Origin of the sequence: Desulforamulus reducens MI-1 (assembly GCF_000016165.1) — a bacterium.
Lineage (GTDB): Bacteria > Bacillota > Desulfotomaculia > Desulfotomaculales > Desulfotomaculaceae > Desulfotomaculum > Desulfotomaculum reducens.
Genome location: NC_009253.1, coordinates 1,203,241 through 1,228,871, shown reverse-complemented (window position 1 = coordinate 1,228,871; position 25,631 = coordinate 1,203,241). Strand labels below are relative to the sequence as shown.

Genomic DNA, 25,631 nt, shown 5'->3' with positions numbered 1-25,631 from the left:
GGCAGCCTTTCAATTTAATCTTCTGTAACATCATCCCTATGGTCTATCACAGCTCTATCTGCCATATCCCCATCGGCTTTTTTAGATTGATCTTTTGTTTTATTTGTTTCTTTTTTTCTTGCTATCTTTTTCAAAGGCCCAAGGTAATTGGTAAATTCTTTCCCAAAGCCTGACAAGCCCTTTAAGCTACCAGAGCTTATCAGCAGAAATCCTCCACCAAGGATAAGAGTTAAACCTAGTATCCAACCAACAGCTTTCCAACCACCTGCACCAGTTGCCCCATCACCTGTTACACCGCCTCCTGGAACATTTGGTTTTGCTTGTGTTGTTGGACCTCCCTGAATACCCAGAACAGTGGGTACAGCATCGGCAAACAAAGCCACACCATTTTCCGCCTGCTGTTTCGTGTTGGTATGGGTTCCTGCCTCAATAAGAAGGGCCGTGGGCATTAAATCCTGGTTATAGTTTCCTTTGGCCATAAAGATTTCTTTTACAATCTTCGGATGCACTTTATTGGAATAGGCCATCATTCTTCTGGCAAAATCCAGGTTAGCCTGCATATTGGGGTTTTGGCGCCCCACAACAAGTCTGAGTTTACTAACCTCGGTATCAGCGACTTTTGCTGTATAGTAACTTGGGTCTGGAATTCCATCCCGGTGCACATCTATGATGGCTATGGGGTTCTGCTTCATAATATTCATCGCAGTTCGTCTGGACCGCTGATAGGCAGCATTATCATGGGGGTCATGGGGTGTTTTATCATAGACTACATTGGTACCGCTTTTTGCTTTTAGCCTTTGAACAAAGCTTTGGCCTACATCGTAAATACCACCCTTAAAGGGAATGCTTTCTGAACCATCGGTGGGGACGTAAGCCTCATCACTATGCGTATGATAAACCCCTACCGTTCCTGTTTTAGGAGCCGCAGCCGCCATGGCCAGACGTTCGTCTGTAAAATATTCATTCCAGGCCAGAAAATCCTTATCCATACCTAGGGATTTGGCAGAAGCTGCACCCTTGCTAACTTTAGTAATTCGATAATGTTGTCCTTCGGAGTTAATAATCTCATCTCCCACCGCTACCCCTCGACAGGCCTGGCTAATCCTATTCCCTTTTTCATCTAGAATATCGATTGATTTACCAACAAGGTGGTCTACTTCTTCACTGGTTAATAACAAAGCCGGATTCCAGGCGGGGAGAACCATCTCTGCAAAGCTTAACCGTCCAATGATCCCAACGCCCATAAGTATGCAACAGATACTTACTATAGTACGAAACAGCTTAGTCTTCAAAGGGGTCTACCTCCTCCCAATGAGTATTTTTATCTTTGCTATTTTCTTTTTGGGTTTTCTTCTCTTTTCTTTCAAACTCCGGTTTTCTTAAACCCACTAATAAAGCATCTGGTTTACCTTGGGAGGCGGGTCCACCCTGTAATCTTTCTCTGGTTTCCCCAATTAAATCTGCTAATAAGACAGCCAGTATACCGGAAATTACAATAGTATCAAAGGCCCCGGCCCCACCAATGCTTTTTGTGGCATTGGTAGCATTATTTTGTAACATATAGTAATAGTTTGCAACATCCCACAAAATTATGCCCAAGGTGGCTCCAATAAAAGCACTTCGACGGGAGCGCCCGGCCACATAAGCGATGACTGCTGCAATAATTGGAAATACATAAAGAGGATCGACAAAACTTAAGGCCCCGCCTGCTGGTTCTGCAAGACCACTCATATAACGAGTACTGATAAAATAAATAACAACGCCCGTAAGTGCCGCCGATATTAACGCCCTTGAAACTTCTTTGCCAGTACCCGCCTTGGCTAAAAGATAAATTGCCAGGGCAATAGGAACTAGCGCACCACCAATGTTTATTTCCAAAGGAACCCTAAACCCCGGTATGGGAACATTAATAAAACTACCCACAATAAGAGCTAAAATAACTACCAGCGCACCTTTGTCTGTTAATCTCATGCGATCCAGAGCCCGTTGGGCCACACCAAAAAAGACCAGTAGGGATACAATGATTAATACAATGAGTCCCAGGGGAAAACGATCCATAACCTTTCCTCCTTTAAAGAGTTTTCAGTAGCTTAAAAATAGATTTCCCTTGGGTTGTGAAAATATGCAATACATGTATACCGTCTAAGCAAATAAAAAAAGGTTGCCCTTATATGGACAACCATCATTTTGTTTATTTTTTATTTTTCTTTAAACATATCCCCAAATACATCCCCAAGGGTTATTTTCTCTTCAGGAGTTTCATTCATTACATTCTGTTCCTGAACCTCCTCTTGTTTCCGGGGGCGTGCTTCCCGGGCGGACCGTCTTTCACCATTGACCTCACGAATGGAAAGGCGAACACGTTTTTCAGAGGGATCCATACTGAGGACTTTAACCTGGACTTCCTCCCCCTCTTTTACTACATCCTCTGGCTTTTCAACATGGCGGTCAGCTAAATGAGAAATATGAACAAGTCCTTCAACACCAGGTTCTAATTGTACAAAAGCGCCAAAGGGAGCCAAACGTACCACCTTGGCATTAAATATATTGCCAACGGGATACTTTTCTTCAACATTATCCCATGGATTTGGTAAAACTTGCTTCAGACCTAAAGATATCTTCTCATTTTGGGTATCAACCTTTAATACCATAACTTCCAGTTCATCCCCAACTTTAACTACTTCCTGAGGATGATTAATACGATGCCAACTCATTTCTGAGATATGCAGTAAACCGTCCAATCCACCAAGATCCACAAAGGCACCAAAATTGGTAATACGGCGAACAATGCCTTTTACAATTTGTCCTTCTTGAAGCGAAGCAAGTAATTCTTCACGCTTGCGTGCATTTTGTTCTTCTAAAACAGCTTTACGTGATACAACTACTTTTTTACGTTGTTTATTCATTTCAATAACACGCACTTCAAACTCTTGATTTAAGTATTTCGAAAGGTCCTCAACATAACCACGTTCTACCAAGGAAGCTGGTAAAAATGCACGAACGCCAACATCCACCAACATGCCACCTTTGACAACTTCACGTACAACACCTTTAATAATTGTACCTTGTTCCATGGCTTCTTCTAAACCATCCCAAGCCTTTTCTGCATCTGCACGTTCTTTGGATAAAATAATTTTTCCTTCATTATCCTCAGCTTTGATAACAACACACTCTATTTCATCTCCAACTTTTACAATTTCTTGGAGATTATCCACACCATAAAAGGCCATTTCTTTTCGAGGTATCACACCTTCGGATTTAGCTCGAATATCAACTAACACCTCATCCATACCAACTTGAACAACAATACCTTTAACAAGCTCACCAGCCTGTGGAGATTTCACCTCCATAGCTTCGCTCATTCCTTCTTCACCATTGGTCATCTGGTCCATTTCATTCATCCTCTTTTTAACCTCCTCTATAATTGCGTCAGGTGTTGAAGCGCCCGCTGTCAGACCAACTATTTCATGCCCTAGGAACCATTCCTTACGTAATTCCCTTGCGGATTCCACATGATAGGTTGGTGTCCCGGTTTCCTGACATATCTTGGCCAGTTTTTTTGTATTGGCACTATTCTTACCCCCTACCACAACCATGACATCCACTTCTCTGGCCAATTCCATTGCTGCCCGTTGGCGTTCGCCAGTGGCATGGCAGATTGTATTTCTGGCATCCACTTCTACTCCCTGATTTTGTAGAGCTTCTAATAATGCCTGAAAGTTACTCAATGGCTGTGTAGTTTGTGCCACGACCCCTACCTTAGGGTGTTCCACCCGAGTTATTTCACTTGGATTATCTATAACGCTCCCTTTGCCCTCAGTCCAACCTAGAATACCCTGAACTTCAGGATGTCCCGGATCTCCCAAAATATATACAGGAATTCCCTGTGCAGCCATTTCATGTGCATATTTCTGGGCCCTTGCTACAAAGGGACAAGTTGCATCCAATACCTTAAGCCCTTTTTCCCTGGCAGCTTGTATAATTTCTGGTCCTACACCATGGGAACGAATAATAACGGTCCCTTCTTTAACTTCACCAATATCGTTTATTTCACATATGCCATTTTCCGCTAAATTTTGAACCACTTGGGGATTATGGATTAAGGGGCCTAGGGTATAAATGTTTCCTGCCTTTTCTTTGGCAGTGGATAAAGCTAAATCAATGGCTCTTTTTACGCCATAACAAAACCCAGCCTTGCTAGCTAATTTAATCCGCAAGAAATCACCCTCTTTGCCTGCAATTGCTGAATAATATTACTGATTGTTAATTAATCGTTCAATTTCCTTCATAACCTGTTCGCTTAGTGCTTCTAGTTGCTCTTTACTGGCACGGCTTCGCCACAGTTCGGGTATATATAAGGGTTCACCAATCTTCACTACAACTTTATTAAAGATTCCCCTGGTTCCTATGAGAGCAACTGGAAGGATAGGGGTATTGCTCTTAACAGCCAGCATCGCTGCACCGATTTGGGCCTTTTGCAATTCTCCGGTTTTACTACGGGTTCCTTCGGGAAATATTCCGACAACTTCACCGTTTTGCAGATATTCTAAGGCCATACGAATGGCCTTACGATCTGATCTTTCACGATTGACCGGGAAAGCCCCTAACATTCGTATAAGGCTAGCTAAAATAGGAATTTTAAACAATTCCACCTTGGCCATAAAATGAATGCGCCTAGTTAAGGCACATCCCACTACCAAAGGGTCCAAGTTGCTAACGTGGTTTGAAACAACCAGAACTCCCCCGCTTACAGGCAAATTATCACGGCCTACAATCTTCCATCTTCTCCATATTAAAAGGATGTAACGAATGATAAACCTGAGAGTAGTATAAAGCATAAACCTATTTCCCTTTCTCTACCCAGGTAATAATAGAATTGACAACCTCATCAATGGTCATACCGGAACTATCAATTAAAACAGCATCCTCCGCCGGAACCAATGGGGATACAGCACGATTACTGTCCATAAAATCTCTTTCTTCAATTTCTTTGATTAACTGTTCTAGATCAACATCATAACCAAAGTTCATCATTTCTTTCGCTCGCCGTCTTGCCCTTTCCTCAGCTGAGGCTGTAAGGAAGAACTTGGCCTTTGCTTTGGGCAAAACCACCGTTCCAATATCTCTACCATCCATGACAACACCAGCTTCTTCAGCCATCTCCCGTTGGCGCTGTACCAGTACTTCTCTCACCCCGGCAATTTTAGCTACTATCGAAACATTGTTAGTCACTTCTGGTGTCCGTATTTCTCTGGTTACATCCAGACCATCCAGTAGAACAGATTGCTTCTGTCCAGCCAATAACGTTATGATGGTTCGCTTAGCCAGTTCTATCAGGGCAATATCATCCCATAAGTTGATCCTTTCCCTTAAGGCTTTTAAGGTAACGGCACGATACATTGCTCCAGTATCTATATAGAGTAAATTTAATTTTTGAGCCACTTTTTTTGCTACGGTACTTTTACCTGCTCCCGCAGGACCATCAATGGCAATACACTTATGTTCTGTCAATCAATAGACCTCCAATTATCATCACAAAAAGCCTATACACACCTTAGGGTTTTCGACACTAAGCTAAATATTCCTTTTTTTTTCAAAAAACTTGGCTGGTAGCAGCCTTAATTACCCTTGCAATACCGGAACATTTTAGAATTACAAAAGTTAATAAAAAAGCTGAAAGATAAATTCTTCCAGCATATTATTCTACAATTACCTCTTTTAATACATCACTGAACCCTGGGAAGCTAACAGGAATACAATCCGCTTGTTCGATTAATGTTTGACCACTGGCAGCTAAGCCCGCCACCGCCATGGCCATAGCCATCCGGTGGTCCCCATAACTTTGACAAACAGCACCTGATAAAGGCGTACCTCCCTGGATGATTAGACCATCGGAAAGTTCTTCAACGGTTGCACCAAACTTCCTTAATTCCCTTACCACTGAGGAGATACGGTTACTTTCCTTTACTTTCAGCTCTGAAGCATCACGAATTACTGTAGTTCCCCGGGCATAAGCTGCAGCCACAGCGATAATAGGAATCTCATCTATCAGTCTAGGTATGATTGGGCCAGATAACTCAGTCCCCTGTAGTTCTGCACCCTTTATCCGAATATCTCCCACAGGCTCACCACCCTGCAATCGGCTATGCATAATTTCTATTCCTGCACCCATTTGTTTAAGGACCTCAAGAATACCGTCACGGGTTGGATTGATCCCAACCCCCTGTATGGTTATGTCTGAGCCAGGAAGAATTGCCGCTGCAACCATGAGAAATGCCGCGGAGGAAATATCCCCGGGAACTGTGATTTTCATTCCTTTTAGTTGGGGGAGCCCCTTTATTCGAACAGTTTGATTCTTCACCTCTACCTCAGCACCAAAGGCCTTTAACATCCGTTCAGAATGATCCCTGGACACAGCAGGTTCCGTTACAGAGGTATAGCCTTCCGCAAATAACCCTGCAAATAAGACAGCGGACTTTACCTGAGCACTGGCAACCGGGGAATGAAAATCAATGGGTTTTAGCTTGCCGCCTTGAACAGCCATGGGTAAGAGATTATTTTGATTTCGGCCTAAAAAGGAAGCTCCCATATCCTGTAGGGGTTTAGTAACCCGAGCCATGGGTCTTTTCTTTAGGGACTGATCCCCAGTAATGATACTCGTAAAGGGTTGACCGGCAAGAATCCCCATTAATAAACGGGTGGTTGTCCCGGAATTTCCAGTATCCAATAGATCCGCAGGTTCACGCAGTCCTTGCAAGCCCACACCATAAATCTTTAACTTGCCATTGGTAGGGCCCTCAATGGATACTCCCATGGCTCTTAAACACTTAACAGTGGCAAGACAGTCTTCCCCCATTAAAAAATTACTCACTTCTGTGATTCCCTGGGCTAAAGCCCCAACCATAACTGCCCTATGTGATATAGATTTATCCCCGGGCACTGAAACATTTCCTCGTAGTTTTTTTACAGGGTTGATTACCAGTTCCATTTTATTTTCCCCTCTGATTTTTCTCTTGGCACTTATTCATATATACCCTATTTTCTGGTAAGGACTCCCGTAACCCCTTGGCATGATTAAGAATCTTTACCAATTCAACGGCATTGAAATCCTTTATAAACTTCTCCATTTCTTCCAGTTGACTGCGGAAACGGGTGATTGCCTGTAAAACCATCTCACGGTTTGTTAACAAGATATCTCTCCACATAAGGGAATTTGATGCAGCAATTCGAGTGGTATCCCTAAAACCACCCGCGGCCATGTTTAAAAGCAGTTCTTTTTCAGGTTCATTGGCTATGGTATTTACCAGGGTAGCAGCCAATAGATGGGGTAAGTGGCTAATGAAGGCCACTACCCCATCATGTTCCAGATATCCCAGTTCGATGGGCTTCGCCCCTAATTTTTCTATCAGTCCTTTGATTCTTTCTAAGGCTGTAGGGTTGGTTAAGGGTGTTGGTGTAATAATATAAGCTGCACCCTCAAATAAATCTTCACGGGCCCCAACCACGCCAGTTAACTCTAGACCAGCCATGGGATGCCCTCCCACAAAATGAACATTGGACGGCAGCATTGCTTCAGCACGTTCTACTAGGCGTCCTTTGACACTCCCTATATCTGTAATGATGGTTCCAGGAGTCAAATAGGGAATAGCCATTTCCAAAACCCCCAGGGTAACACCGATGGGTGTAGCAAGAATCAGTAAATCTGTACCCGGTAAGGCTTCAGCCAAATCCGCAGCCCGGTGTACGGCCCCCATGCGAACCGCCTGTTTTAAGTTTTCCCTGTCGGGATCGACTCCCACAACCTCTGTGGCCATATTTCCTTTGACCATGGCCATGCCAAGGGAGCCACCCATTAACCCCACCCCGGCAATAACAACCTTCTTAAACAATCAAAATCCCTGCTTCCTCTTCCGGAACTATTTTTTACTTAAGTCAATGTTCTGCCAACTGCTCCGGCTACCTGTTGCACTTCTGTCATTAAGGAACCGAAGTTATTCGGTGTTAAGGATTGTGGCCCATCACACAAGGCCTCTGAGGGATTAGGGTGAACTTCAATTAATAATCCATCAGCCCCTGCAGCCACAGCAGCTTTGGACATGGAAGACACAAATCTCCATTTTCCCAGCGCGTGACTTGGGTCCACAATAATCGGTAGGTGAGATAAATGCTTTATTACTGGTATAGCAGATAAATCCAAGGTGTTGCGAGTATAGCTCTCGTAAGATCTGATACCTCTTTCACACAGAATTACTTGATAGTTTCCCCCGGCCATAATATACTCCGCAGACATTAACCACTCCTCAATGGTGGCTGAAATACCTCTTTTCAATAGTACAGGTTTTTGTACATTTGCTACTGCACGCAAAAGAAAGAAGTTTTGCATGTTTCGGGTGCCTATCTGTATAATATCTGCATATTCAGCCACCATTGGCAAACTGCTGGCATCCATAAGCTCTGTAACAATTTTAAGCCCAGTTCTTTCCCTCGCCTCGGCTAAATATTGTAATCCTTTTTCTTCTAATCCTTGAAAGGAATAGGGTGAGGTGCGGGGTTTAAAGGCACCTCCCCTAAGCAGCGTCGCTCCGGCTTTTTTCACAGCATCCGCGGCCTCAAAAAGCTGTTCCCTACTCTCTACTGCACAGGGCCCAGCCATCACATGAATTTGATTACCGCCGATTTCTAAATCACCCACCCGAATGATGGTGTTTTCTTCTTTAAAGGTTCTGCTGGCAAGCTTATAGGGCTGAAGTATCGGTACTACATTATCAACTTCTGGCATAGCTTCCAGTGCCAAATCAGCCATTCTTGTCTTATCACCGATAGCACCTATAATGGTTCTTTCAACCCCTTGAGATAGATGAATTTCAAAACCGACTTTTTGAAGTCTTTTTAAAACAGCATTTATATGATCTTCTGTAGCTCTCTGGCTCATTACAACAATCATCGAACTCTTTCCCCTTCCATCCTACAACTTTTTCAGGACTCCTACTATTCTTTAATATAACCACCACAGCCAATAATAAAAGACACCCCAAAAAGAGTGTCAGTTAGACCTAAAAAATTACATAGAAACCCCTCCTCACCATTCTACCATCCTGCAAAAATTTCTTATAAAACCATCCTACAGGTATATGTTATCATCAGATTTAAGACTTGACAATTACAATGGAAAAATATATAAAAATATCTTTTCTAATGGTAAAATAATGGTAAATCGTTCATATGAAAGGAGTTTGCAAATGGTACTGTCTGATAAAGTAGCCTCTTCTTTAGGCAAAGCTTCCTGGATACGTAAAATGTTTGAAGAAGGTGACCGCCTAAGAAAAATTTACGGTCCTGAAAAGGTATTTGATTTCACCCTTGGTAATCCCTCCGTAGAACCCCCGGAAAAATTTAACGAACAATTAAAAACATTAGCCCTTAACCCTGAACCAGGCATGCATCGTTATATGAGCAATGCAGGTTATCCCGAAACCCGCTCCGCCGTGGCTGAGGTCATAGCGGAACAATCAGACTTGCCCTTTACGGCTCAGCACATCGTCATGACCGTAGGGGCCGGGGGCGGCCTCAATGTGGTTCTCAAAGCGATCTTAAACCCCGGGGATGAGGTTATTGCACTGTCTCCTTATTTTGTGGAATATGGATTCTATGTTGATAATCATGGGGGAGTCTTAAAGGTTGTTCCTAACGATGAAAAGTTCCTGCCTGATTTAGACGCCATCGCCTCTGCTATCAATGAAAAGACCAGAGCCATCATCATTAACTCTCCCAATAACCCTACTGGTGTTGTTTACCCAGCTGAAACACTGGCATCCTTAGGCAAGTTAGTGACAGAAAAATCTCAACAATGGGGGAGGCCAATCTTTGTCCTTTCGGATGAACCCTATGCCAAGATTGTTTATGACGGTGTAAAAGTCCCCTCTGTTTTCCCGTATATAACCAATGCAATCATGGTTACCTCCCACAGTAAAGACCTTGCATTGCCGGGCGAACGTATTGGTTATATTGCAGTTAACCCTAGAATTAACGGAGTTAACCAATTGGTAGAAGGTCTAATATTCTGCAACCGTACTTTGGGCTTTGTAAATGCTCCTGCTTTAATGCAACGCCTGGTGAAAGGATTGCAACGGGAATCCGTCAACATAGAGGAATACCAGGAAAAGCGCGATGTTCTATACAATCATCTTACCTCACTGGGCTTTGAAATACAGAAGCCCCAAGGAGCCTTTTATCTATTTCCTAAATCACCCCTTGCTGATGACCTTGAATTTACCAGAGTAGCCCTAAATCACAATATTTTGGTAGTTCCAGGTGGTGGTTTTGGTACACCAGGCTATTTCCGCCTGTCTTACTGCATTGAAATGGATACCATAAAAAGATCTCTACCGGCCTGGACTAGTCTGGCCCAAGAACTAGGTCTGAAATAAACAAAGGAACCGGAGCGCTGGTTACGCTCCGGTTCCTTTGTTTATTTCATCTCTCACCAGTAATAAATCTTTAAGACCTCGCATTAAATTTTTTAATTCTTCGGGTCTGAGGGACTGGGCTCCATCGGATAGGGCTCTTTCCGGAGCAGGGTGGACTTCAATCATCAACCCATCAGCACCGGCCATAACAGCAGCCCTCCCCACAGGCACCACAAGTTCCCTTCGACCAGTGGCATGGCTAGGGTCTGCTATTACAGGTAGATGGCTTAATTGTTTTACCAGTGGTATTGCACTGATATCCAAGGTGTTTCGGGTGGCTGTCTCAAAGGTTCGAATTCCTCGTTCACATAAAATAACCTGTTGATTTCCCTCAGTTAAAATATACTCAGCTGCCAGTAACCATTCCTCAACCGTGGCGGACAACCCTCGTTTCAGAAGCACCGGGTGCTTTGAACGACCAACTTCCCGCAGCAAACCAAAATTCTGCATGTTCCTACTACCAATTTGCACCATATCAACATACTGCAATACCATATCTAGATCCCGGACATCCAGTACCTCAGTAACAACAGGCAAACCGGCTAATTGACCAGCCTCTGCCAGGAACCCTAAACCCTCTTTGCCGAGTCCTTGAAAGGAGTACGGGGAGGTCCTAGGCTTGAAAACACCACCCCGCAGTATTTGAACACCAGCTTCACGAAGGAAGATGGCAAGATCAATCAGTTCCTCACTATTTTCCACAGCACAGGGTCCTGCAATGACAGAAAAACTTCCGCCGCCAAAGGCTTTATCAGCCACTTGGACCACTGTTTCATCTTCTTTCATTTCCTTACTAACCAAATTATATGAAGGCAAGCTTAACCCTCCATGCTAAGTCTTATACCTATTAATTTTCGCTATTAAAGGATATATTCCTTCCTAAGAGTTAGAAAGAACAAATCATACTCAATTTTAGCTCTGTTACAACTGGCACCACCAGTTCTGGAGCAATGCAGTTGAAAAAAGTAAAATAGGCCGGAGCAATGTCACGGCCTACTCTTAATCTGAAAGGTCCGGCCTCAAGCAGGCCGCATTCCGCAAATAAACGTGTTTCATATCCTTTTGAGCTTTTTCTGTGTTGACATGCACTAATACCCGGATACACCTAGGCAAAGCTTTCTCAACCCCAACCTCCAGGGCACACATTAAGGGAACATACTCCCATCCCATGTCCCTTGCTGCTTTGGCAGGAAACCCAGCATTCAAATCAGGTGTAACTGTGAAAAATATACTACAAATATCTTTGATGTTAATTTGATTTCGTTGAATAATTAAGGCTAACATTTCTCGAGTAGCATCTAATATTTCTTGAGTATCATTCCGTTCTACCGTAACAGCTCCTCTAATTCCCCTAACAAAAACCATCCTACTTACCCCCTGCTACGAGCTTGATACAGCTCGGTGTCCCAAACCAATGGCCACTTCATCTAAATGCAAAAGTCCTACTCCAAAAAATACCGCCACACTGATATGATCCTCCTGTCTGGCAATACCAATTTTGCCTCCTACATTTAGGCCTACTGCCTTTGGCACAATAATTGATAGCGCTTCACGAGTTGCACCAGCCACAGCACCTTCATCCGCATGCACTTCTTTTATGACGCCTTCCCGTTTAGCTGCCACCACAGCCCTTTCAATAATACGGTTTATCGAAGAAATAAAATCGCCGCCATAGTCCACTGCAGCTGTTCGAATTCCCCCTGCTAAAAACCTAGTTTTGTATTCTTTCTCCTGCTCTCTGGTTTCGGTCATGGACATTTCTATGGCCGCCTTGGCCACTTTTCTACTACCATGGAGACTCAAAAGTGAACACCTCCAAAAAAATAACAGCCCACAGGAATATTCTCTTTGTACCTGTGGGTTGCTTAGATTATATTACAGCTTATATCCAAATGCAATGTTTCACGATACTCTTTATAAGTTTTACTGTTCTGATATTAATTTGTCTTGTCACTTATTAAACCTTTGGTTGGTGTCATCACTTTTCTGTTTAATCTAAATACTACGTTAACAGGGTTCGTAAGAGGTGGCTACTTGAAACTATTCATATTTTAACGGTGGTTAAATTTTCGTTCTAATAATGAACGGTAGACCCTCATTTCCTCTGCTACTCTAAACAACAGTCTCTCCACATCATATTTCGTAAGTGCTAAATTTACTGGCTCAATAATTTCTATTTTTCGAAAATCATCCCGGGCAATAAAACGAATAACATCTTCCAATGTCTCTGCCCGGAGTTCTAGAATGACCGGAGCATAGGCCGCCTCAGAATTTGTAACTTCATCCTGTACCACGTATACTTCGGAACTCATATCAATTTCTTCCACCTGTATTCCTTGAATGGGCACATTCCGAAAAACAGCAACCTGCTGCTCTCTTAAATCTTCAGCAGCCTTATCACCAGGTTTACCCCCAAATAAAAAGCGTCCCGGTTTTCCAATTCCTTTAAAATCCAATCGAACCCTAACCCGTAAGGGGCGGTGTGTAATATCTTCTTTCTGTAAGCTCAAAAGAAACCCTCCTCGCCCAACCTAGTTTAAAAAATTCGATTAAGGCGGGAAAAAATCCTGCTAGGTTTACCAATGGATATCATGGGAACCACAGGACGGACAGGTATCAAAATAAATTTCTGGCCGTTCAAAGGCTTCCTGAGCATCATCTAAACTGGCCCCTTGACACTCCAAAGTTGTTAGATAACCTTCTTGATTAAAATTGCCCAGCAGACCATAGGGTGGCGCCGTTGCCGTTTCTGAACTGGGTAAAAAATAGGAACTTGCAAGGCTTTCATGGTTTCCACATTTTTTGCAATACGGCATTTTAATCCCCCCGGATGCTACTTCATTTACCCTAACATGTTTATTAGCCATCAACTTCAGAAGTTCTTTGGTTGGAACCCTCCGTAAGCCATGGGCCATGGGCCATGGCTCATGGCTCAAAGCCAACCCTATAAACTACACATTAAGCTGAAGTCTGATGGCTAATACTTTATAATATTGCCAACCTGGTGGGTAGTTTATGCCTAAATAAGGGAAAAACACGGCTGTTGCCGTGTTAATGTTGTCTATCTACTACTCTCTCTGCTGGAAACCTTACTTTTACTATTTTTACCCCTTAATGTCCCTTTTTCAAAAAATTCGTTAACCTTTGACTTTGCAGACCTATTACTTTTTTGCTCGGAGACCTTTCCTTTGATTCGGCCAACCCTGCCGCAGGGGCTGGGCTTTTTCTTCTGAACCTCGGTGGTAAGCTGCATATCATTATAATTTTGCTTTAACCCCACCAATGAGGCTAGCTCCCTTAATTCCTTCTTGGTTAATGCCCGTACCTCACCTGATTTTAAGCTACCCAGTTCAAGGGTCCCTATACGGGTCCTTCTTAATCGAAGAACTTTATAACCAATATGCTCACACATTCTCCTTACCTGACGATTGCGGCCTTCGTGAATGGAAATCTCCAGTAAAGCCCTGTTATCCCCAGTGCCTGCAAGCCTTACATCAGCCGGTGCTGTGGGTCCATCTTCCAACACCAAGCCTTTGGCCATTGCTTTTAGTTCCTCTGTTTCAGGTATGCCATCCACCTTCGCCAAGTAGGTTTTTTTGACCTTATGTTTAGGATGGGTAAGGGCCTGGGTTAGCTCTCCATCATTGGTCAACAGAAGCAATCCCTCTGAATCGTAGTCCAGCCGTCCTACGGGATATACCCTTTGTTCTACCCCTTTTAGTAAATCAACAACAGTTTTTCTATCCCTTTCATCACTAAGGGTCGTTACATATCCCCTGGGTTTATTCATCAGTAAATAAACCTTTTTTTCCAGTGGAGGAAGGGGTTTCCCCTTTACTTCAATTTTATCCTTTGTTGGATCTACTTTTAATCCCATTTCTGTAACTGTTTTGCCATTAACTTTAACTTGACCACTGATAATTAATTCTTCAGAATGGCGACGGGAAGCCACTCCCGCTTTTGCCAATATTTTTTGTAATCTTTCCTCCATATAATGCGTATCTCCTTAGAAAATAATTGCCAGATCAATTGTATCATACCCGGGCAAGTCTAAACTAAAACATTAGCTTACAAATCATGATGGATGCGATAAGCGTGGTAAAATCCGCTGTTAAACCCGATGCCACTGCATAACGGTACTTACGAATGCCCACAGAACCAAAGTAAAGGGTAAGCACATAAAAGGTTGTATCACTACTACCCTGCATGGTCGAAACAAGGCGACCCACAAAACTATCCGGTCCGTGGGTCTTAATAATTTCCGTGGCAATTCCCAGTGCTGCTCCACCTGATAAAGGACGCATGACCGCATGGGGTAAAATATCTGCAGGAATCCCCACCATATTTAACACTGGGGATATCCAAGAAGCTAAAAGCTCCATAGCCCCGGAGGCTCGAAAAATACTCACAGCCACCAGCATAGCCGTTAAAAATGGAATGGTTTTAATGGCAGTTGAAAAACCTGCCTCCGCTCCCTCCACAAATGTTTCAAATACAGGCACTTTTTTTATGAACGCCAGCAATGGGATAAATAAAAGCATAACGGGTATGGCCCAGCGTGAAATCTGATTGATCAGTTCGTACATAGGCTCACCACCTATTCCTGTACAGACTTCTTAATAGCCTGTCTGCCAGAATAGCCACAATCATCCCACAAAGGGTTGCAAAAACAGTAGTCCCCACAATTTCCGTAGGTTCTTGACTACCATATAGCACACGGATGCCAATAATCGTGGTTGGTATAATAGTAATGCAGCCGGTATTTAAGGCTAAAAATGTACACATGGCCTCGGAAGCTGTGTCCGGACGATGCTTATTTAGTTTTTGTAGTTCTTGCATGGCAATAAGACCCATCGGAGTTGCAGCATTTCCCAAGCCCAATATATTGGCACTAAGGTTCATAACAATAGCACCCATGGCTGGATGATCCTTAGGTATACTAGGAAATAAAAAACCCGTAATGGGCCTTACCACTTTAGCCAATCCTTGTACTAAACCAGCAGCTTCAGCAAGTTTCATAATACCCAACCAAAAAGTGATAATGGCAATTAAACTCAAGGAAGTTTGTACTGCGATCTGGGCCCCATCCAAAGCCGCCTTCGTAACAACTTCAATATGACCCTGAGCACCGGCCACAAGAATACCAAAAACAACCATGCCCAGCCATACGTAATTTACCATTCAACCCCCCCCTTGTCCTCCTATTCCAGATATTATGAGAGGGGTTGACCAATTAGAACTGTTCGTACACCGGTAGGTAAACCTTGAAGCAAGTCCCTTCATCAATTGTACTTTCTACTTCAATACGACCCTGGTGCTTATCCACAATGGTATAGGAAATGGATAATCCAAGTCCTGTTCCTTTGTCCTTTGTGGTAAAAAAGGGTGTTCCCAATTTATCTATATTATCCCCTGGAATACCAGGTCCATTATCTCTGACTGATAGACTCACTTCCTTTTCTGCAGCGTGGAAACGAGTGGCTATGGTGATGGTACCCTGCATATTCATTGCTTGAAGAGCATTTTGACAAAGATTCAACAAAACTTGTTTAATTTGATCTTTGTCAATTACAATAGTAGGTATTTCCCCCAAATCTATCCCTATTTTTACACCCTGCAAAAAGGCCTGGGACTCAAATATTTTAATAAAATTAAGGATAAGTTGATTTAATGAACAAGCTTGCATTTTAGGCGGTTTTGGTCTGGCTAACTGGAGAAAATTATTGATAAAGCTGTCAGCCTGATCAATTTCTTGGATCATGATTTCCATAAATTCTTTATAAGGGTTTTGTTCTTCTGCCATTTTTTCGCTCATCAATTGAGCAAACCCACGTACCGAAGTAAGGGGATTTCTTATTTCATGAGCCATGCCTGCAGCCATCTGGCCCACCACTGCTAGTTTCTCTTGCTCCCGAATACGAGCTTCCTGCCGACGTAATTCGGTAACATCTGTGTAAATTCCGATGGCACCTGATACAGCATTTTTTTCATCCCGCAGCAGGCTAATATTAACCAAAATATATTTTTCATGCAATAAATTACTACACTTACATTCTATGTTTGTAAAGGAATTTGCTTCTTTTAAGGAACGAATCAACAAAGGTTCCGCACGACGACAACGGCTGAAACAAAAGAAAGGTCTACCAACTAGTTCATCGGCATTAATATGCCATATTTCTTCGGCTGCTTTATTAAAAAAGGTGACAATTCCTTCATGATTTAAAATTATCACCCCCTGGGACATAGCATTAAAGATAATGTTCCTCTGTTGCATGAGATTTCTCAGTGTCTTTCTTGTATCCTGCAGTTGTTTTTCCATTTGGCCTTGTTTGATGGCAGCCTCAACTGCCTTTGTTGCGGCTACGGTTAAACTAAAGGTGTAAGGACTTTCCATACCACAGGGCATAAAGACTCCCAGTACCGCAATAATATCGCCTTTATCACCAATAATAGGTGAGCCAACACAGGACCAACGGTGAAAATCCTTCACAAAATGCTCTGCTCCTAATACTGCTAGAGGAATACCCGTAGCCAATACTGACCCAATACCATTGTTACCAGCAAGGTGTTCAGCATAACCTATGCCAGGTGCGTAGGGTACATTGATTAAATCCTTGGTGCTATCCTTGCCTGTGAAGGACTCTAAAATAAATCCCTCGTGGTCTGTTATTAAGATGAGAAAAGTATCACTATGGGTACTAAGGGTCGTTTTAATCGTCTCGATATGGGGAGTAAGCAATTCAAGCATATCTGTTAATTTTGATTTCCTATAACTTAGTTCTTCCTCTGATAAGCTTTCCGTTGTTATCTGATAAGGGTTAATCCTATATTCCACACATCGTAACCAGGCTTTATATGTTTCCGAAAAAAGATCTTTTGTTTCTATTCTCTGACCATTAATAAATTTTTCCCATATTGAATAAAGGACTAACTGGTTCAAATGTGGCACCGAAATTAATCGATCAATCACTACAGTACCTCCACTCTTTTTGGAGTTGTACCTAGTTTCGACAGAAATACTGGTAGTTCCTGCGAAATATTGTAAAGTTTGTTAAATAATGCACCAAAATTTTAAATTATTCTTTAAAATCAATGACTATACTGTAAAAATAAAAAAGTGGGAATATCCCACTTTTATACAATCGGTTGTGTATTACTATCTGTATTTTTTTTATCGCATTTGTTAAACATGTTTTGTATTTGATTTAACATTTGCGGAGCTGCATCGATCAAACGATCAAATAATGCATGGCTATCATCTACCGGCAATAGGCGTATCTGACCATTACCAACCACAAGGAAACCCATTGGTTGTACAGATACACCTGCTCCACTGCCACCGCCAAAGGGTGAACCAACTGAATCTCCATTACTATTGTTTTTAGCGCTGATCCCTGCTGAATATTCCCCACCACCAGCAGCAAAACCGCAGGCTACCCTGGAGACTGGAATAATAACACTACCATCCGGTGTTTCTACTGGGTCACCAACCACTGTGTTAACATCCACCATTTCTTTTATACTTTCCATGGCTGTTTTCATTAAACCTTCAATGGGATGTTCTGACAACATCATTCACCCCCCGTCTTTTTACCTTTTTTTGAAGAATTTTAATACCAGTAACCATAATATTTACAACACGTATTTTAAATATGCAGTCTATTGAAGTTGAAAATACTTCTTTTTTGAAGTTTGGTTCTACCTGAAGCTCTGGTTCTGGTTTGTTGGTAGCTATTTTTTTATAAAATAATGAAGTAATGCTACCCATAATGCCCCAGGCCACACCTGTAATGATGCCCGTTACCGCGGCATCTCCTGTACCAATTCTAAGCTTCCAAACAAAACGTTCCAAACTTAGGTGTGCCAGTAGATAGTCCATATCAGGTTTTATAGCTCTAAAGAACGGCCACCAGCGGTGACAAAGGTTTTTTGCTTCCCCTATGCTTGAAATAGTACGCTTTTCTTGCTTACCCAGCAATTCCTCCGAATGATCACCACCAGTTTCTAATTCTGTTCGGGTTGTTAGAGAAATACCCGAGAGCTTCTGTTGAAATATGACAACTGGTACTTCAATTTTATAATGAATAAAACCCAAAAGAAAAAATTCAAAACTAATTGTATCATCCTCTGCAACACGAAAATATTTAAAATGCACTTTGATATGGGAAACGAGGACCAAAGCCAGTAACAGTCCTAATCCGAGTAAACCATAAAATGCTAACAGACTTTGGTCACTCCTTTCATTCCAGCCCTATCCTTTTGTTCTTGCAGTCTATGGTGCACCAATAGGTTCTGGTTCATTGGTGGAATTTGGTAAAATGGTAACTGGAACAGCAACCATATCCTTTTCTACTCCACCTTCCCCATTAACAAAGGCTTCCACAGTCCCCTTCTCAGGATTGGCGGGCGGACTAAAACCCATGCTCCCGCTAAATGTTCCCCCATTCATGGCAACAGGCTTTTCCACCAGTGTTATCCCGTTTGAATCTTTAATTCGTATTCTTATGGTACCATCTACTCCCTTCGACGTTCCCGAAACCTTAACTGGAGTTGTCACTCCTTCGCCAGGTTTGGGCATACTAAGTTTTATGCCTTTTTCCGCAGTCTTATTGGTTGTTCCTTGAGGAGTTGGTCCTGGAGTAGGGATAGGGGCAGGAACGGGAACAGGCTTCGTTTCTTGGGTTTTCTCTTTCTGGATTTCAAAGCCAAGGGCCTTTACAGGCCTGTCCATTGTAAAAGAAACCACCAATGGTTTTTCCATTTCATTTTTCTCTTGATTATTAGCTTCAGCTAATATATTTTTGTATTGAAGTTTAACATTAACCCAATCGAAATCATTGGCAGGAATCCTACGTTCAATTTCTGTGATCTGAATATCCTTCCCTGCGGGTAAATTTTTACGACTTACGACAATATAATTGGTACCATTCACAGTTGTCCAGGTAGCAAAATGTTTTTCTTGATAATTTTTAGCCAGGGCCTGAACAATCTCTGGTGATTTTTCAAAATCAATGCTTTCAAAGGTTATTCTAGAAACATCTGGTACAACGATGGTTTTTGGTTGTGTTTGAACCTCTGGCTTTTTGGCAGGTGTACAGCCAAGTGGTATTAGAATAAGTAAAGTAATACATAGGCTTCTGAAAAAATTATTCATAAATTACCCTCCCGTGGTTTTTATTATTATTTTTAACATTTTGTGGTTAAATATGCATTTTAAACTGATTTTTGTACTCTTTACTCTTCTTTATTAAAAATTTTATCGTAAAAAAACTTGGTTTCCTTATTAACAAACTATTAAAGAGATTTCCTGTATCTATAGCTGTCGATTCTTAAAGTAGTAGAGCCACATAGATTCCTTTCAATATACAAAAAAGTAAGAGCCAACCCCTGACTCTTACTTTTTATACCTAAATATCAATTGTTTCTCCCTCGACCAAAAACTCTTCGAGGGGTGGCAGTTCTGATACATCCTTTAAACCAAAATGTTTTAGAAATTCCAGGGTGGTTCCATAAAGGACCGGTCTACCAGGTCCTTCTCGCCTTCCCTTTTCTTCTATCAAATTTCTTTCCAGCAAAGTATTAATGGGTGAATCTACTTTAACCCCCCGTATCATTTCAACCTCGGATCGAGTGATGGGCTGTCGGTAGGCAATGATGGCCAGGGTTTCTATGGCAGCCTTTGATAAGCCTGTACCACTTTTACGGTACAACCTTTCTATATATGGTGCACACTCTGGCCTTGTACATATTTGCCAGGTATCCGACACTTGGACTATTTTTAAACCTCCGGGCCTGTCTTGGTATTCCTTTGCCAATTCCAAGAGGAGTTCCAATGCGTCTGCCACATCAATTTCTACGATTCGTGCCAATGCTTGCACAGTAAGGGGTTCACTGGCCACAAAGAGAAGTGCTTCTAAGGCTGATTTTGTTTGATCTCTAAATAATACTGCCAAAATCCTATGCCTCCTCAGATAAAACCTGAGCTCGACGCAAGATGGTAATCTCACCAAAGGTCTCATTTTGAACCACAGATATTTGACCACCCTTTAATAACTCTAATATAGCCATAAAGGTTACCACAATTTCCGTAGGGCTGGCAGTATTGGCAAAGAGCCTACTAAAGACCATTCCTTCAGGATATAAAACAAGCATTGCCAGCAACTGTCTCATTTTTTCAGGAACTTGAATTTCTTCCCTGGTAATCTCACCGGGAATTGTCAAATTTGCCCCAGCCCGCTGTAAAACACTTTGCAATGAAGTCAAAAGTTTTTCTATGGTAACCCCGCAGAGGGGATCCATTGGTCTAAATAAATGTTGGTACATATCAATATGATTATTCCTTGTATAAACCTTCCCGGCCTGTCGTTCTTGATTTTTTAAAAATGATGCAACTTCTTTAAATTTCTTATATTCCAGCAGTTTCTGTACCAATTCCTCACGGGGGTCAGGCCCTTCCTCTTCCTCTGTTTCTGGTCCTACCTTGGTACGTGGTAAGAGCATCCTTGCTTTGATAGATACCAGTGATGAAGCCATAACTAAAAATTCACTGGCCACATCCATGTCCAAGGTCTGCATCTGTTCAATGTAGGTAAGGTACTGGGAGGTGATTTGGGCAATGGGAATATCATAGATGTTAATTTGGTCTTTATCAATTAAATGTAACAACAAATCTAAGGGACCCTCAAAGGTTGACAGCTTTACCGCATAAGACAATAAGAATCACTCACATACCTTGAATTATTATAAATATTTAAACACTATTGGCCTAAGATTGCTTCTCGAACCTGTTCCATCGTCTTTCTTGCAGACTCCCTGGCTTTTTCTTCACCGGCTTGTAAAATTTCTTCAATATATCCTTTTTTAGCTAAAATATCTTCTCTGCGTTCCCGGATGGGTGCTAAATTTTGTTCTAAAACTCCTGCCAATTGTTTTTTACAGGCTACACAGCCAATTTGACCGGCCCGGCACTCCGTCTCAATCCCTTTCAGGACATCGGGGTTGTAAATACGGTGAAATTTATGAACCACACAAACATCCGGATTACCAGGGTCTGTCTTACGAATACGGGCTGGATCCGTGACCATCAGATTAACATTCTTCTTAATTTCCTCGACATCAGCACCAATAAAAATATAGTTATGATAACTTTTACTCATTTTGGCACCATCAACTCCGGGTAATACCGCTACCTCTTTGTTTACTATAGCCTGGGGCTCAGGAAATACCGGTTTAAACAAATGATTAAAACGACGGGCCAACTCCCTTGTCAACTCAACATGGGGTATCTGATCCTCTCCAACAGGTACGGTAGTGGCTTTATAGATTAAAATATCTGCTGCCATTAACAAAGGGTATCCCAAGAAGCCATAGGTGTTAATATCCTTGCCCATTTCGCCTAATTTTTGAATTTGATCTTTATAGGTCGGTACTCTTTCCAACCAGGACAGAGGAGTAGTCATTGAAAACAGTAAATGTAACTCTGCATGTTCCAATATGGCAGACTGTCTAAAAATAGCACATTTTTCGGGATTCAGTCCCGTTGCTAACCAATCTGCCACCATTTCAATGGTATTAGAATGTATTTCTTTGGATTCTTCCCACCCTGTAGTTAGGGCATGCCAATCCGCCACCATGAAAAAGCAATCGTACTCTTCCTGCAAGCGAACCCAATTATTAAGTACACTTTGGTGTCCTAAATGTAACCGACCCGTAGGCCTCATTCCGCTTAAAATAACTCCTTTGGTAGCCATATACATTCTCCTTTAGCTTATAGTGGCAAGCTGGCAATGGTAGTTGCCAGTGCATTTAGTAAATCTACAATAGGGTTAATAAAAAATTGAAGAATTGGGCTTAGAAAACCAAAAATAATAAGTACCAACAAAATGGCTGTCCCATAACGCTCCAACTGATAAAGCCACTCCTGACGTCCTGGTAAAATACCTGCCAATATTTTGGAACCATCCAGTGGAGGAATGGGCAAAAAATTAAAAACTGCCAGTAAAACGTTAATATAAATAAAATAGCTTAACATAAAGAATAGCCAGCCCGAAGGTTTCATCAAACCAAATACTACAGCAGCGACCAGTGCCAACAACAAGTTGGTAGCAGGTCCTGCCAATGAAACCAGCATCATACCCTTCTTTCTGTCATCGAAGTAAAAGGGATTTACTGGTACCGGCTTAGCCCAACCAAAACCTGCAATAAACAATAGCAGCGTACCTAGTGGATCCAAGTGCCTAAGAGGATTGGCTGTCAGCCTTCCTTCGTAGTAGGCAGTTTTGTCCCCCAATCGATAGGCAACGTAGGCATGGGCATACTCATGCAGGGTTAAGGCAAACAAAATGGGAGGGGCCATTAACAATAACTCTCTTAAGGTTGGAAAATTAAACAAGTGGCTTCGTCCCCTTCGCTTTCTTTCCTTTGCTCCCCCTCTTTAGCCAATTATCTTGCATAGGGGGTTTTGGCTGCTTCGGTTGTATTTTAGGAGCGTTGTTATGCTCTAAAAAGGAACGGATATATTCCAATTCCTCTTCCCGGGTTTGAACCATACCGTCTAATCGAGCTTGCCAAACCGAGTCCAAGGCCCGACGATACATAGGGCCTGGTTGATAACCCATATCCCTAATATCTTTTCCATTTACAGTTGGTTTATTTTTATTGACCGATTCCATTACCAACCGAAAGCGGCGAATGGCGTTCTTATCTTCCAGTAGGGTTAAGAACATAGGATAAGCTTCTCTGGGCAAAGTTTGGACAATCTTTGTTAGTTCCGAAAGAGGTACTTCTTCTGTGGCAGACAATCTTCTCAAGGCAACTCTGCCATAGGCAATGGTGTCCAGTACCTTTTCAGTTTGCCTGCGACCTAAATTATAGCGTTGGCAGATGGTATAGGCAGTTTCCTGGGCAGTTAGGTGTAGGATTGACAGAAAATAAGGTAACCATTTTTCAGCGGGTTCTGCCCATCCCCAGTTACGAAGAATCATCAATGCCTGGGGAATTTCACTGATAACATATTGAACTTCCCAGAAGGTGATTTCCGGGAACAGATAATCCCACACACCTAACTCCGACAACCGGTCCAACATGTGTTCCGGATCTGCTTCCTCCAGAATATGTTTAAGTTCCCCCCACATCCGTTCAGTGGAAAGGCGAGCGATCACTTTTTCTCGGACAGCCTCTTTAATTAAACGCAGGGTTTGGGGTTCAATATCCATGTCATATCGTTGTTCAAATCGAATCGCCCTAAGGATGCGAGTAGGATCTTCAATAAAACTCAGATTATGTAAGACTCGAATGGCTCCATTTTGCAGATCTTCTCTACCATTGAAATAATCTACTAATTCTCCGAATCGTTCCGGATTTAAAGCCACAGCCATAGCATTAATGGTGAAATCTCTTCGGTAGAGATCATGCTTCAAGGAGGATTGTTCGACCTGTGGCAGGGCAGCAGGGTACTCATAATATTCCACCCTGGCGGTAACGACATCTACCCAGTAACCGTCCGGAAATATTATCTCTGCCGTACCAAATTTCTCATGGGGGCGCACCCTTCCCCCGATGACCTTGGCCAGTTCATTGGCCATTTCAATACCGTTACCCTCTACCACCAGATCAACATCCAGGTTTTCCACTTTCAGCAATACATCTCGTACCAAGCCGCCCACAGCATAAACCTGGTAATTCAATCCTTCAGCTACCTCACCGGCCTTCGTAAGAATATTCATGATACGACTGGGTAATGCCCGCTGCATATCAGGCCGAATATGAGCTGTCTTGGCATTTTGTTTTTCGTTATAGGTTGTAGAATACCGTCCCTTAAAACCTTCGTGAAGGGTTTGTAATACATCGGTACGAGAAACAATACCAATGACCATATTTCCCTCTACCACAGGAAGTCTACCGATATCCTTTTCTATCATTAAATCCTGAACATCATGAATGTTCATATCCTTTTGTACAGTTATCACATTTGTTGTCATGTAACCCTTTACCGGAGCATGTCCCAATCCATGATGGGTAGCTTTTTCAACGTCCCGCCTGGAAATGACCCCCGACAGTTTTCCATCTTTAATAACTGGTAAACCTGTATGCCCATAACGGAGCATAATTTTACCGGCTTCTTCGATGGTTGTTTCAGGAAATACCATTTTCACAGGACTTGACATAATATCCTTAACTGTTAGCAGGGGATGAATCTTTTCTTTAACTAACTCCAACAATCTTTCTGCAATTTCCTCTACGGTTTTGCCCTTCACCGTTGCAGATGCAGCCGCCGGGTGTCCTCCGCCTCCAAATTCGACCATAATATCCTTGCAGTTTACTTCCTTAAGAGCACAACGACCCACTAAATGAACCCGGTCCTCCATCTCCACCACAGCAAAAACTGCATCGGTGCGCTCAATCTCAGACAATTTATGGGTTAGTAAAGCTAATCCCCCTACAAATTCATCCACATTGCCCCGGGCTATGAGAACTTTGGTCCCATTAATTTGATGGTGTTCTGCGGTAACCAAAAGTTTTTTGAGCAGGGATTTTTGGTCTTGGGTTAAAGGACGACCTAAGAAGTCAGCCACCACTGCTAGGTTTGCCCCTTGTTCCAATAGAAATGCAGCTGCCCGAATATCCCTTGGAGTGGTACTGGTAAAGACCAGACAGCCAGTATCCTCATAAATTCCCAGGGCCATAATGGTTGCTTCTAAGGGAGTGATTTCTAACCCTTTAGCACGAATTCTTTCAATAAGAAGGGTTGTAGCTGCCCCAACTGTTTCAACGACTTCGACCTTACCACAAACATCTCCCTCCGCCCGTGGATGGTGGTCGTATATATGTACCTCCACCTCAGGGCGATTGAATAACTCTTTTAATTTTGAAACTCGTCCAGGGCTTTTGGTATCTACCATTATAATACGTTTAACTTTGTCAATATTGATATCTTTGATACTACGAACATTTTTGAGGGTGTCTTTATGTAGTGCCAAAAATTCTTCAACGTTTCGAGATAATTTCCCGGGAAAAATCAACTCAGCCCCGGGATATAGTTTCTGGGCTGCCACCACTGCGGCCAGTCCATCTAAATCTGTATTGACGTGAGTTGTAATAATCTCCAATTGGTAGACCCCCCAGGAAAAAAAGTATATTTATGTAAATACATTAAATTATACCATA

The 25,631-nt window shown here is 42.4% G+C and carries 26 protein-coding genes; 1 reads left to right on the top strand and 25 read right to left on the bottom strand.

The window, feature by feature from the left end:
- Positions 1 to 14: 14 nt before the first annotated feature.
- From spoIIP to aroF (DRED_RS06190), 8 genes are all read right to left on the bottom strand, one after another.
- Entirely contained in the window at positions 15 to 1,292 is a 1,278-nt protein-coding gene (spoIIP, locus tag DRED_RS06225; RefSeq protein WP_011877516.1) for a stage II sporulation protein P, read from the bottom strand.
- Positions 1,282 to 2,058, bottom strand: a complete 777-nt coding sequence (locus tag DRED_RS06220; protein ID WP_011877515.1) for a DUF1614 domain-containing protein — start codon at positions 2,056 to 2,058, stop codon at positions 1,282 to 1,284. Before DRED_RS06220 ends, spoIIP begins: the two co-directional genes overlap by 11 nt.
- A 140-nt stretch (positions 2,059 to 2,198) precedes the next feature.
- Positions 2,199 to 4,217, bottom strand: a complete 2,019-nt coding sequence (locus tag DRED_RS06215) for a bifunctional 4-hydroxy-3-methylbut-2-enyl diphosphate reductase/30S ribosomal protein S1 (protein ID WP_011877514.1) — start codon at positions 4,215 to 4,217, stop codon at positions 2,199 to 2,201.
- A 36-nt stretch (positions 4,218 to 4,253) separates the two neighbouring features.
- The gene (locus DRED_RS06210) at positions 4,254 to 4,838 is read right to left on the bottom strand and encodes a lysophospholipid acyltransferase family protein (protein ID WP_011877513.1); all 585 of its coding nucleotides are present in this window, start codon (positions 4,836 to 4,838) and stop codon (positions 4,254 to 4,256) included.
- Positions 4,839 to 4,842: 4 nt separating this feature from the next.
- Entirely contained in the window at positions 4,843 to 5,511 is a 669-nt protein-coding gene (cmk, locus tag DRED_RS06205) for a (d)CMP kinase (protein WP_011877512.1), read from the bottom strand.
- Between the two features lie 187 nt (positions 5,512 to 5,698).
- Positions 5,699 to 6,988: a 3-phosphoshikimate 1-carboxyvinyltransferase gene (aroA, locus tag DRED_RS06200; protein WP_011877511.1), complete on the bottom strand. Its 1,290-nt coding sequence runs from the start codon at positions 6,986 to 6,988 to the stop codon at positions 5,699 to 5,701.
- A 1-nt stretch (position 6,989) separates the two neighbouring features.
- Positions 6,990 to 7,889, bottom strand: a complete 900-nt coding sequence (locus tag DRED_RS06195; protein WP_011877510.1) for a prephenate dehydrogenase — start codon at positions 7,887 to 7,889, stop codon at positions 6,990 to 6,992.
- Positions 7,890 to 7,927: 38 nt separating this feature from the next.
- Positions 7,928 to 8,944, bottom strand: a complete 1,017-nt coding sequence (gene aroF, locus DRED_RS06190) for a 3-deoxy-7-phosphoheptulonate synthase (protein ID WP_011877509.1) — start codon at positions 8,942 to 8,944, stop codon at positions 7,928 to 7,930.
- 295 nt (positions 8,945 to 9,239) lie between these two features.
- On the opposite strand from aroF (DRED_RS06190), the gene DRED_RS06185 reads away from it, so the two are divergent.
- Positions 9,240 to 10,427, top strand: a complete 1,188-nt coding sequence (locus DRED_RS06185) for a pyridoxal phosphate-dependent aminotransferase (RefSeq protein ID WP_011877508.1) — start codon at positions 9,240 to 9,242, stop codon at positions 10,425 to 10,427.
- Between the two features lie 21 nt (positions 10,428 to 10,448).
- On the opposite strand, the gene aroF (DRED_RS06180) is transcribed toward DRED_RS06185, so the two are convergent.
- From aroF (DRED_RS06180) to DRED_RS06100, 17 genes are all read right to left on the bottom strand, one after another.
- Positions 10,449 to 11,282: a 3-deoxy-7-phosphoheptulonate synthase gene (aroF, locus tag DRED_RS06180; protein ID WP_011877507.1), complete on the bottom strand. Its 834-nt coding sequence runs from the start codon at positions 11,280 to 11,282 to the stop codon at positions 10,449 to 10,451.
- 183 nt (positions 11,283 to 11,465) lie between these two features.
- Positions 11,466 to 11,831 (bottom strand): chorismate mutase, encoded by a 366-nt coding sequence (gene aroH / locus DRED_RS06175; RefSeq protein WP_011877506.1) that lies wholly within the window; start codon positions 11,829 to 11,831, stop codon positions 11,466 to 11,468.
- 15 nt (positions 11,832 to 11,846) lie between these two features.
- Complete coding sequence (locus tag DRED_RS06170) at positions 11,847 to 12,269, bottom strand: HutP family protein (RefSeq protein ID WP_011877505.1); 423 nt, start codon at positions 12,267 to 12,269, stop codon at positions 11,847 to 11,849.
- A 248-nt stretch (positions 12,270 to 12,517) separates the two neighbouring features.
- A complete protein-coding gene (locus DRED_RS06165) occupies positions 12,518 to 12,976 on the bottom strand; it encodes a hypothetical protein (RefSeq protein WP_011877504.1) in 459 nt (152 codons plus the stop codon).
- Positions 12,977 to 13,042: 66 nt separating this feature from the next.
- Positions 13,043 to 13,282: a hypothetical protein gene (locus DRED_RS06160; RefSeq protein ID WP_041274829.1), complete on the bottom strand. Its 240-nt coding sequence runs from the start codon at positions 13,280 to 13,282 to the stop codon at positions 13,043 to 13,045.
- A 245-nt stretch (positions 13,283 to 13,527) separates the two neighbouring features.
- On the bottom strand, positions 13,528 to 14,457 hold the full coding sequence (locus DRED_RS06155; RefSeq protein WP_011877502.1) for a pseudouridine synthase: 930 nt from the start codon (positions 14,455 to 14,457) through the stop codon (positions 13,528 to 13,530).
- A gap of 64 nt (positions 14,458 to 14,521) precedes the next feature.
- Positions 14,522 to 15,052: a spore maturation protein gene (locus tag DRED_RS06150; protein ID WP_011877501.1), complete on the bottom strand. Its 531-nt coding sequence runs from the start codon at positions 15,050 to 15,052 to the stop codon at positions 14,522 to 14,524.
- A gap of 4 nt (positions 15,053 to 15,056) precedes the next feature.
- A complete protein-coding gene (locus DRED_RS06145; protein WP_011877500.1) occupies positions 15,057 to 15,647 on the bottom strand; it encodes a nucleoside recognition domain-containing protein in 591 nt (196 codons plus the stop codon).
- 52 nt (positions 15,648 to 15,699) lie between these two features.
- Complete coding sequence (locus tag DRED_RS06140; protein ID WP_011877499.1) at positions 15,700 to 17,436, bottom strand: ATP-binding protein; 1,737 nt, start codon at positions 17,434 to 17,436, stop codon at positions 15,700 to 15,702.
- Positions 17,437 to 17,600: 164 nt separating this feature from the next.
- Positions 17,601 to 18,041 (bottom strand): GerW family sporulation protein, encoded by a 441-nt coding sequence (gene ytfJ, locus DRED_RS06135; protein ID WP_011877498.1) that lies wholly within the window; start codon positions 18,039 to 18,041, stop codon positions 17,601 to 17,603.
- Entirely contained in the window at positions 18,016 to 18,621 is a 606-nt protein-coding gene (locus DRED_RS06130; RefSeq protein ID WP_238442587.1) for a DUF2953 domain-containing protein, read from the bottom strand. The genes ytfJ and DRED_RS06130 overlap by 26 nt, the downstream gene beginning before the upstream one ends.
- 117 nt (positions 18,622 to 18,738) lie before the next feature.
- Entirely contained in the window at positions 18,739 to 19,620 is an 882-nt protein-coding gene (locus tag DRED_RS06125) for a Gmad2 immunoglobulin-like domain-containing protein (protein ID WP_011877496.1), read from the bottom strand.
- Positions 19,621 to 19,873: 253 nt separating this feature from the next.
- Positions 19,874 to 20,419 carry an SMC-Scp complex subunit ScpB gene (gene scpB, locus DRED_RS06120; RefSeq protein ID WP_011877495.1) on the bottom strand — a complete coding sequence of 182 codons (546 nt, stop codon included), beginning with the start codon at positions 20,417 to 20,419 and terminating at the stop codon, positions 19,874 to 19,876.
- A 4-nt stretch (positions 20,420 to 20,423) separates the two neighbouring features.
- On the bottom strand, positions 20,424 to 21,179 hold the full coding sequence (locus DRED_RS06115; RefSeq protein WP_011877494.1) for a segregation and condensation protein A: 756 nt from the start codon (positions 21,177 to 21,179) through the stop codon (positions 20,424 to 20,426).
- 44 nt (positions 21,180 to 21,223) lie between these two features.
- Positions 21,224 to 22,216 carry a tryptophan--tRNA ligase gene (gene trpS / locus DRED_RS06110; RefSeq protein ID WP_011877493.1) on the bottom strand — a complete coding sequence of 331 codons (993 nt, stop codon included), beginning with the start codon at positions 22,214 to 22,216 and terminating at the stop codon, positions 21,224 to 21,226.
- 17 nt (positions 22,217 to 22,233) lie between these two features.
- Complete coding sequence (locus tag DRED_RS06105) at positions 22,234 to 22,857, bottom strand: site-2 protease family protein (protein ID WP_011877492.1); 624 nt, start codon at positions 22,855 to 22,857, stop codon at positions 22,234 to 22,236.
- Positions 22,850 to 25,573, bottom strand: coding sequence for a CBS domain-containing protein (locus DRED_RS06100; protein ID WP_011877491.1), 2,724 nt, complete (start codon positions 25,571 to 25,573; stop codon positions 22,850 to 22,852). The genes DRED_RS06105 and DRED_RS06100 overlap by 8 nt, the downstream gene beginning before the upstream one ends.
- Positions 25,574 to 25,631: the final 58 nt, after the last annotated feature.

Excerpts from the sequence above, each read along its gene's own strand:
- DRED_RS06220 (WP_011877515.1), bottom strand. The coding sequence starts at position 2,058 with ATGGATCGTTTTCCCCTGGGACTCATTGTATTAATCATTGTATCCCTA.
- DRED_RS06210 (WP_011877513.1), bottom strand. The coding sequence starts at position 4,838 with ATGCTTTATACTACTCTCAGGTTTATCATTCGTTACATCCTTTTAATA.
- aroA (WP_011877511.1), bottom strand. The coding sequence starts at position 6,988 with ATGGAACTGGTAATCAACCCTGTAAAAAAACTACGAGGAAATGTTTCA.
- aroF (WP_011877509.1), bottom strand. The coding sequence starts at position 8,944 with ATGATTGTTGTAATGAGCCAGAGAGCTACAGAAGATCATATAAATGCT.
- DRED_RS06185 (WP_011877508.1), top strand. The coding sequence starts at position 9,240 with ATGGTACTGTCTGATAAAGTAGCCTCTTCTTTAGGCAAAGCTTCCTGG.
- aroH (WP_011877506.1), bottom strand. The coding sequence starts at position 11,831 with ATGGTTTTTGTTAGGGGAATTAGAGGAGCTGTTACGGTAGAACGGAAT.
- DRED_RS06160 (WP_041274829.1), bottom strand. The coding sequence starts at position 13,282 with ATGCCGTATTGCAAAAAATGTGGAAACCATGAAAGCCTTGCAAGTTCC.
- DRED_RS06155 (WP_011877502.1), bottom strand. The coding sequence starts at position 14,457 with ATGGAGGAAAGATTACAAAAAATATTGGCAAAAGCGGGAGTGGCTTCC.
- DRED_RS06150 (WP_011877501.1), bottom strand. The coding sequence starts at position 15,052 with ATGTACGAACTGATCAATCAGATTTCACGCTGGGCCATACCCGTTATG.
- DRED_RS06145 (WP_011877500.1), bottom strand. The coding sequence starts at position 15,647 with ATGGTAAATTACGTATGGCTGGGCATGGTTGTTTTTGGTATTCTTGTG.
- ytfJ (WP_011877498.1), bottom strand. The coding sequence starts at position 18,041 with ATGATGTTGTCAGAACATCCCATTGAAGGTTTAATGAAAACAGCCATG.
- DRED_RS06125 (WP_011877496.1), bottom strand. The coding sequence starts at position 19,620 with ATGAATAATTTTTTCAGAAGCCTATGTATTACTTTACTTATTCTAATA.
- trpS (WP_011877493.1), bottom strand. The coding sequence starts at position 22,216 with ATGGCTACCAAAGGAGTTATTTTAAGCGGAATGAGGCCTACGGGTCGG.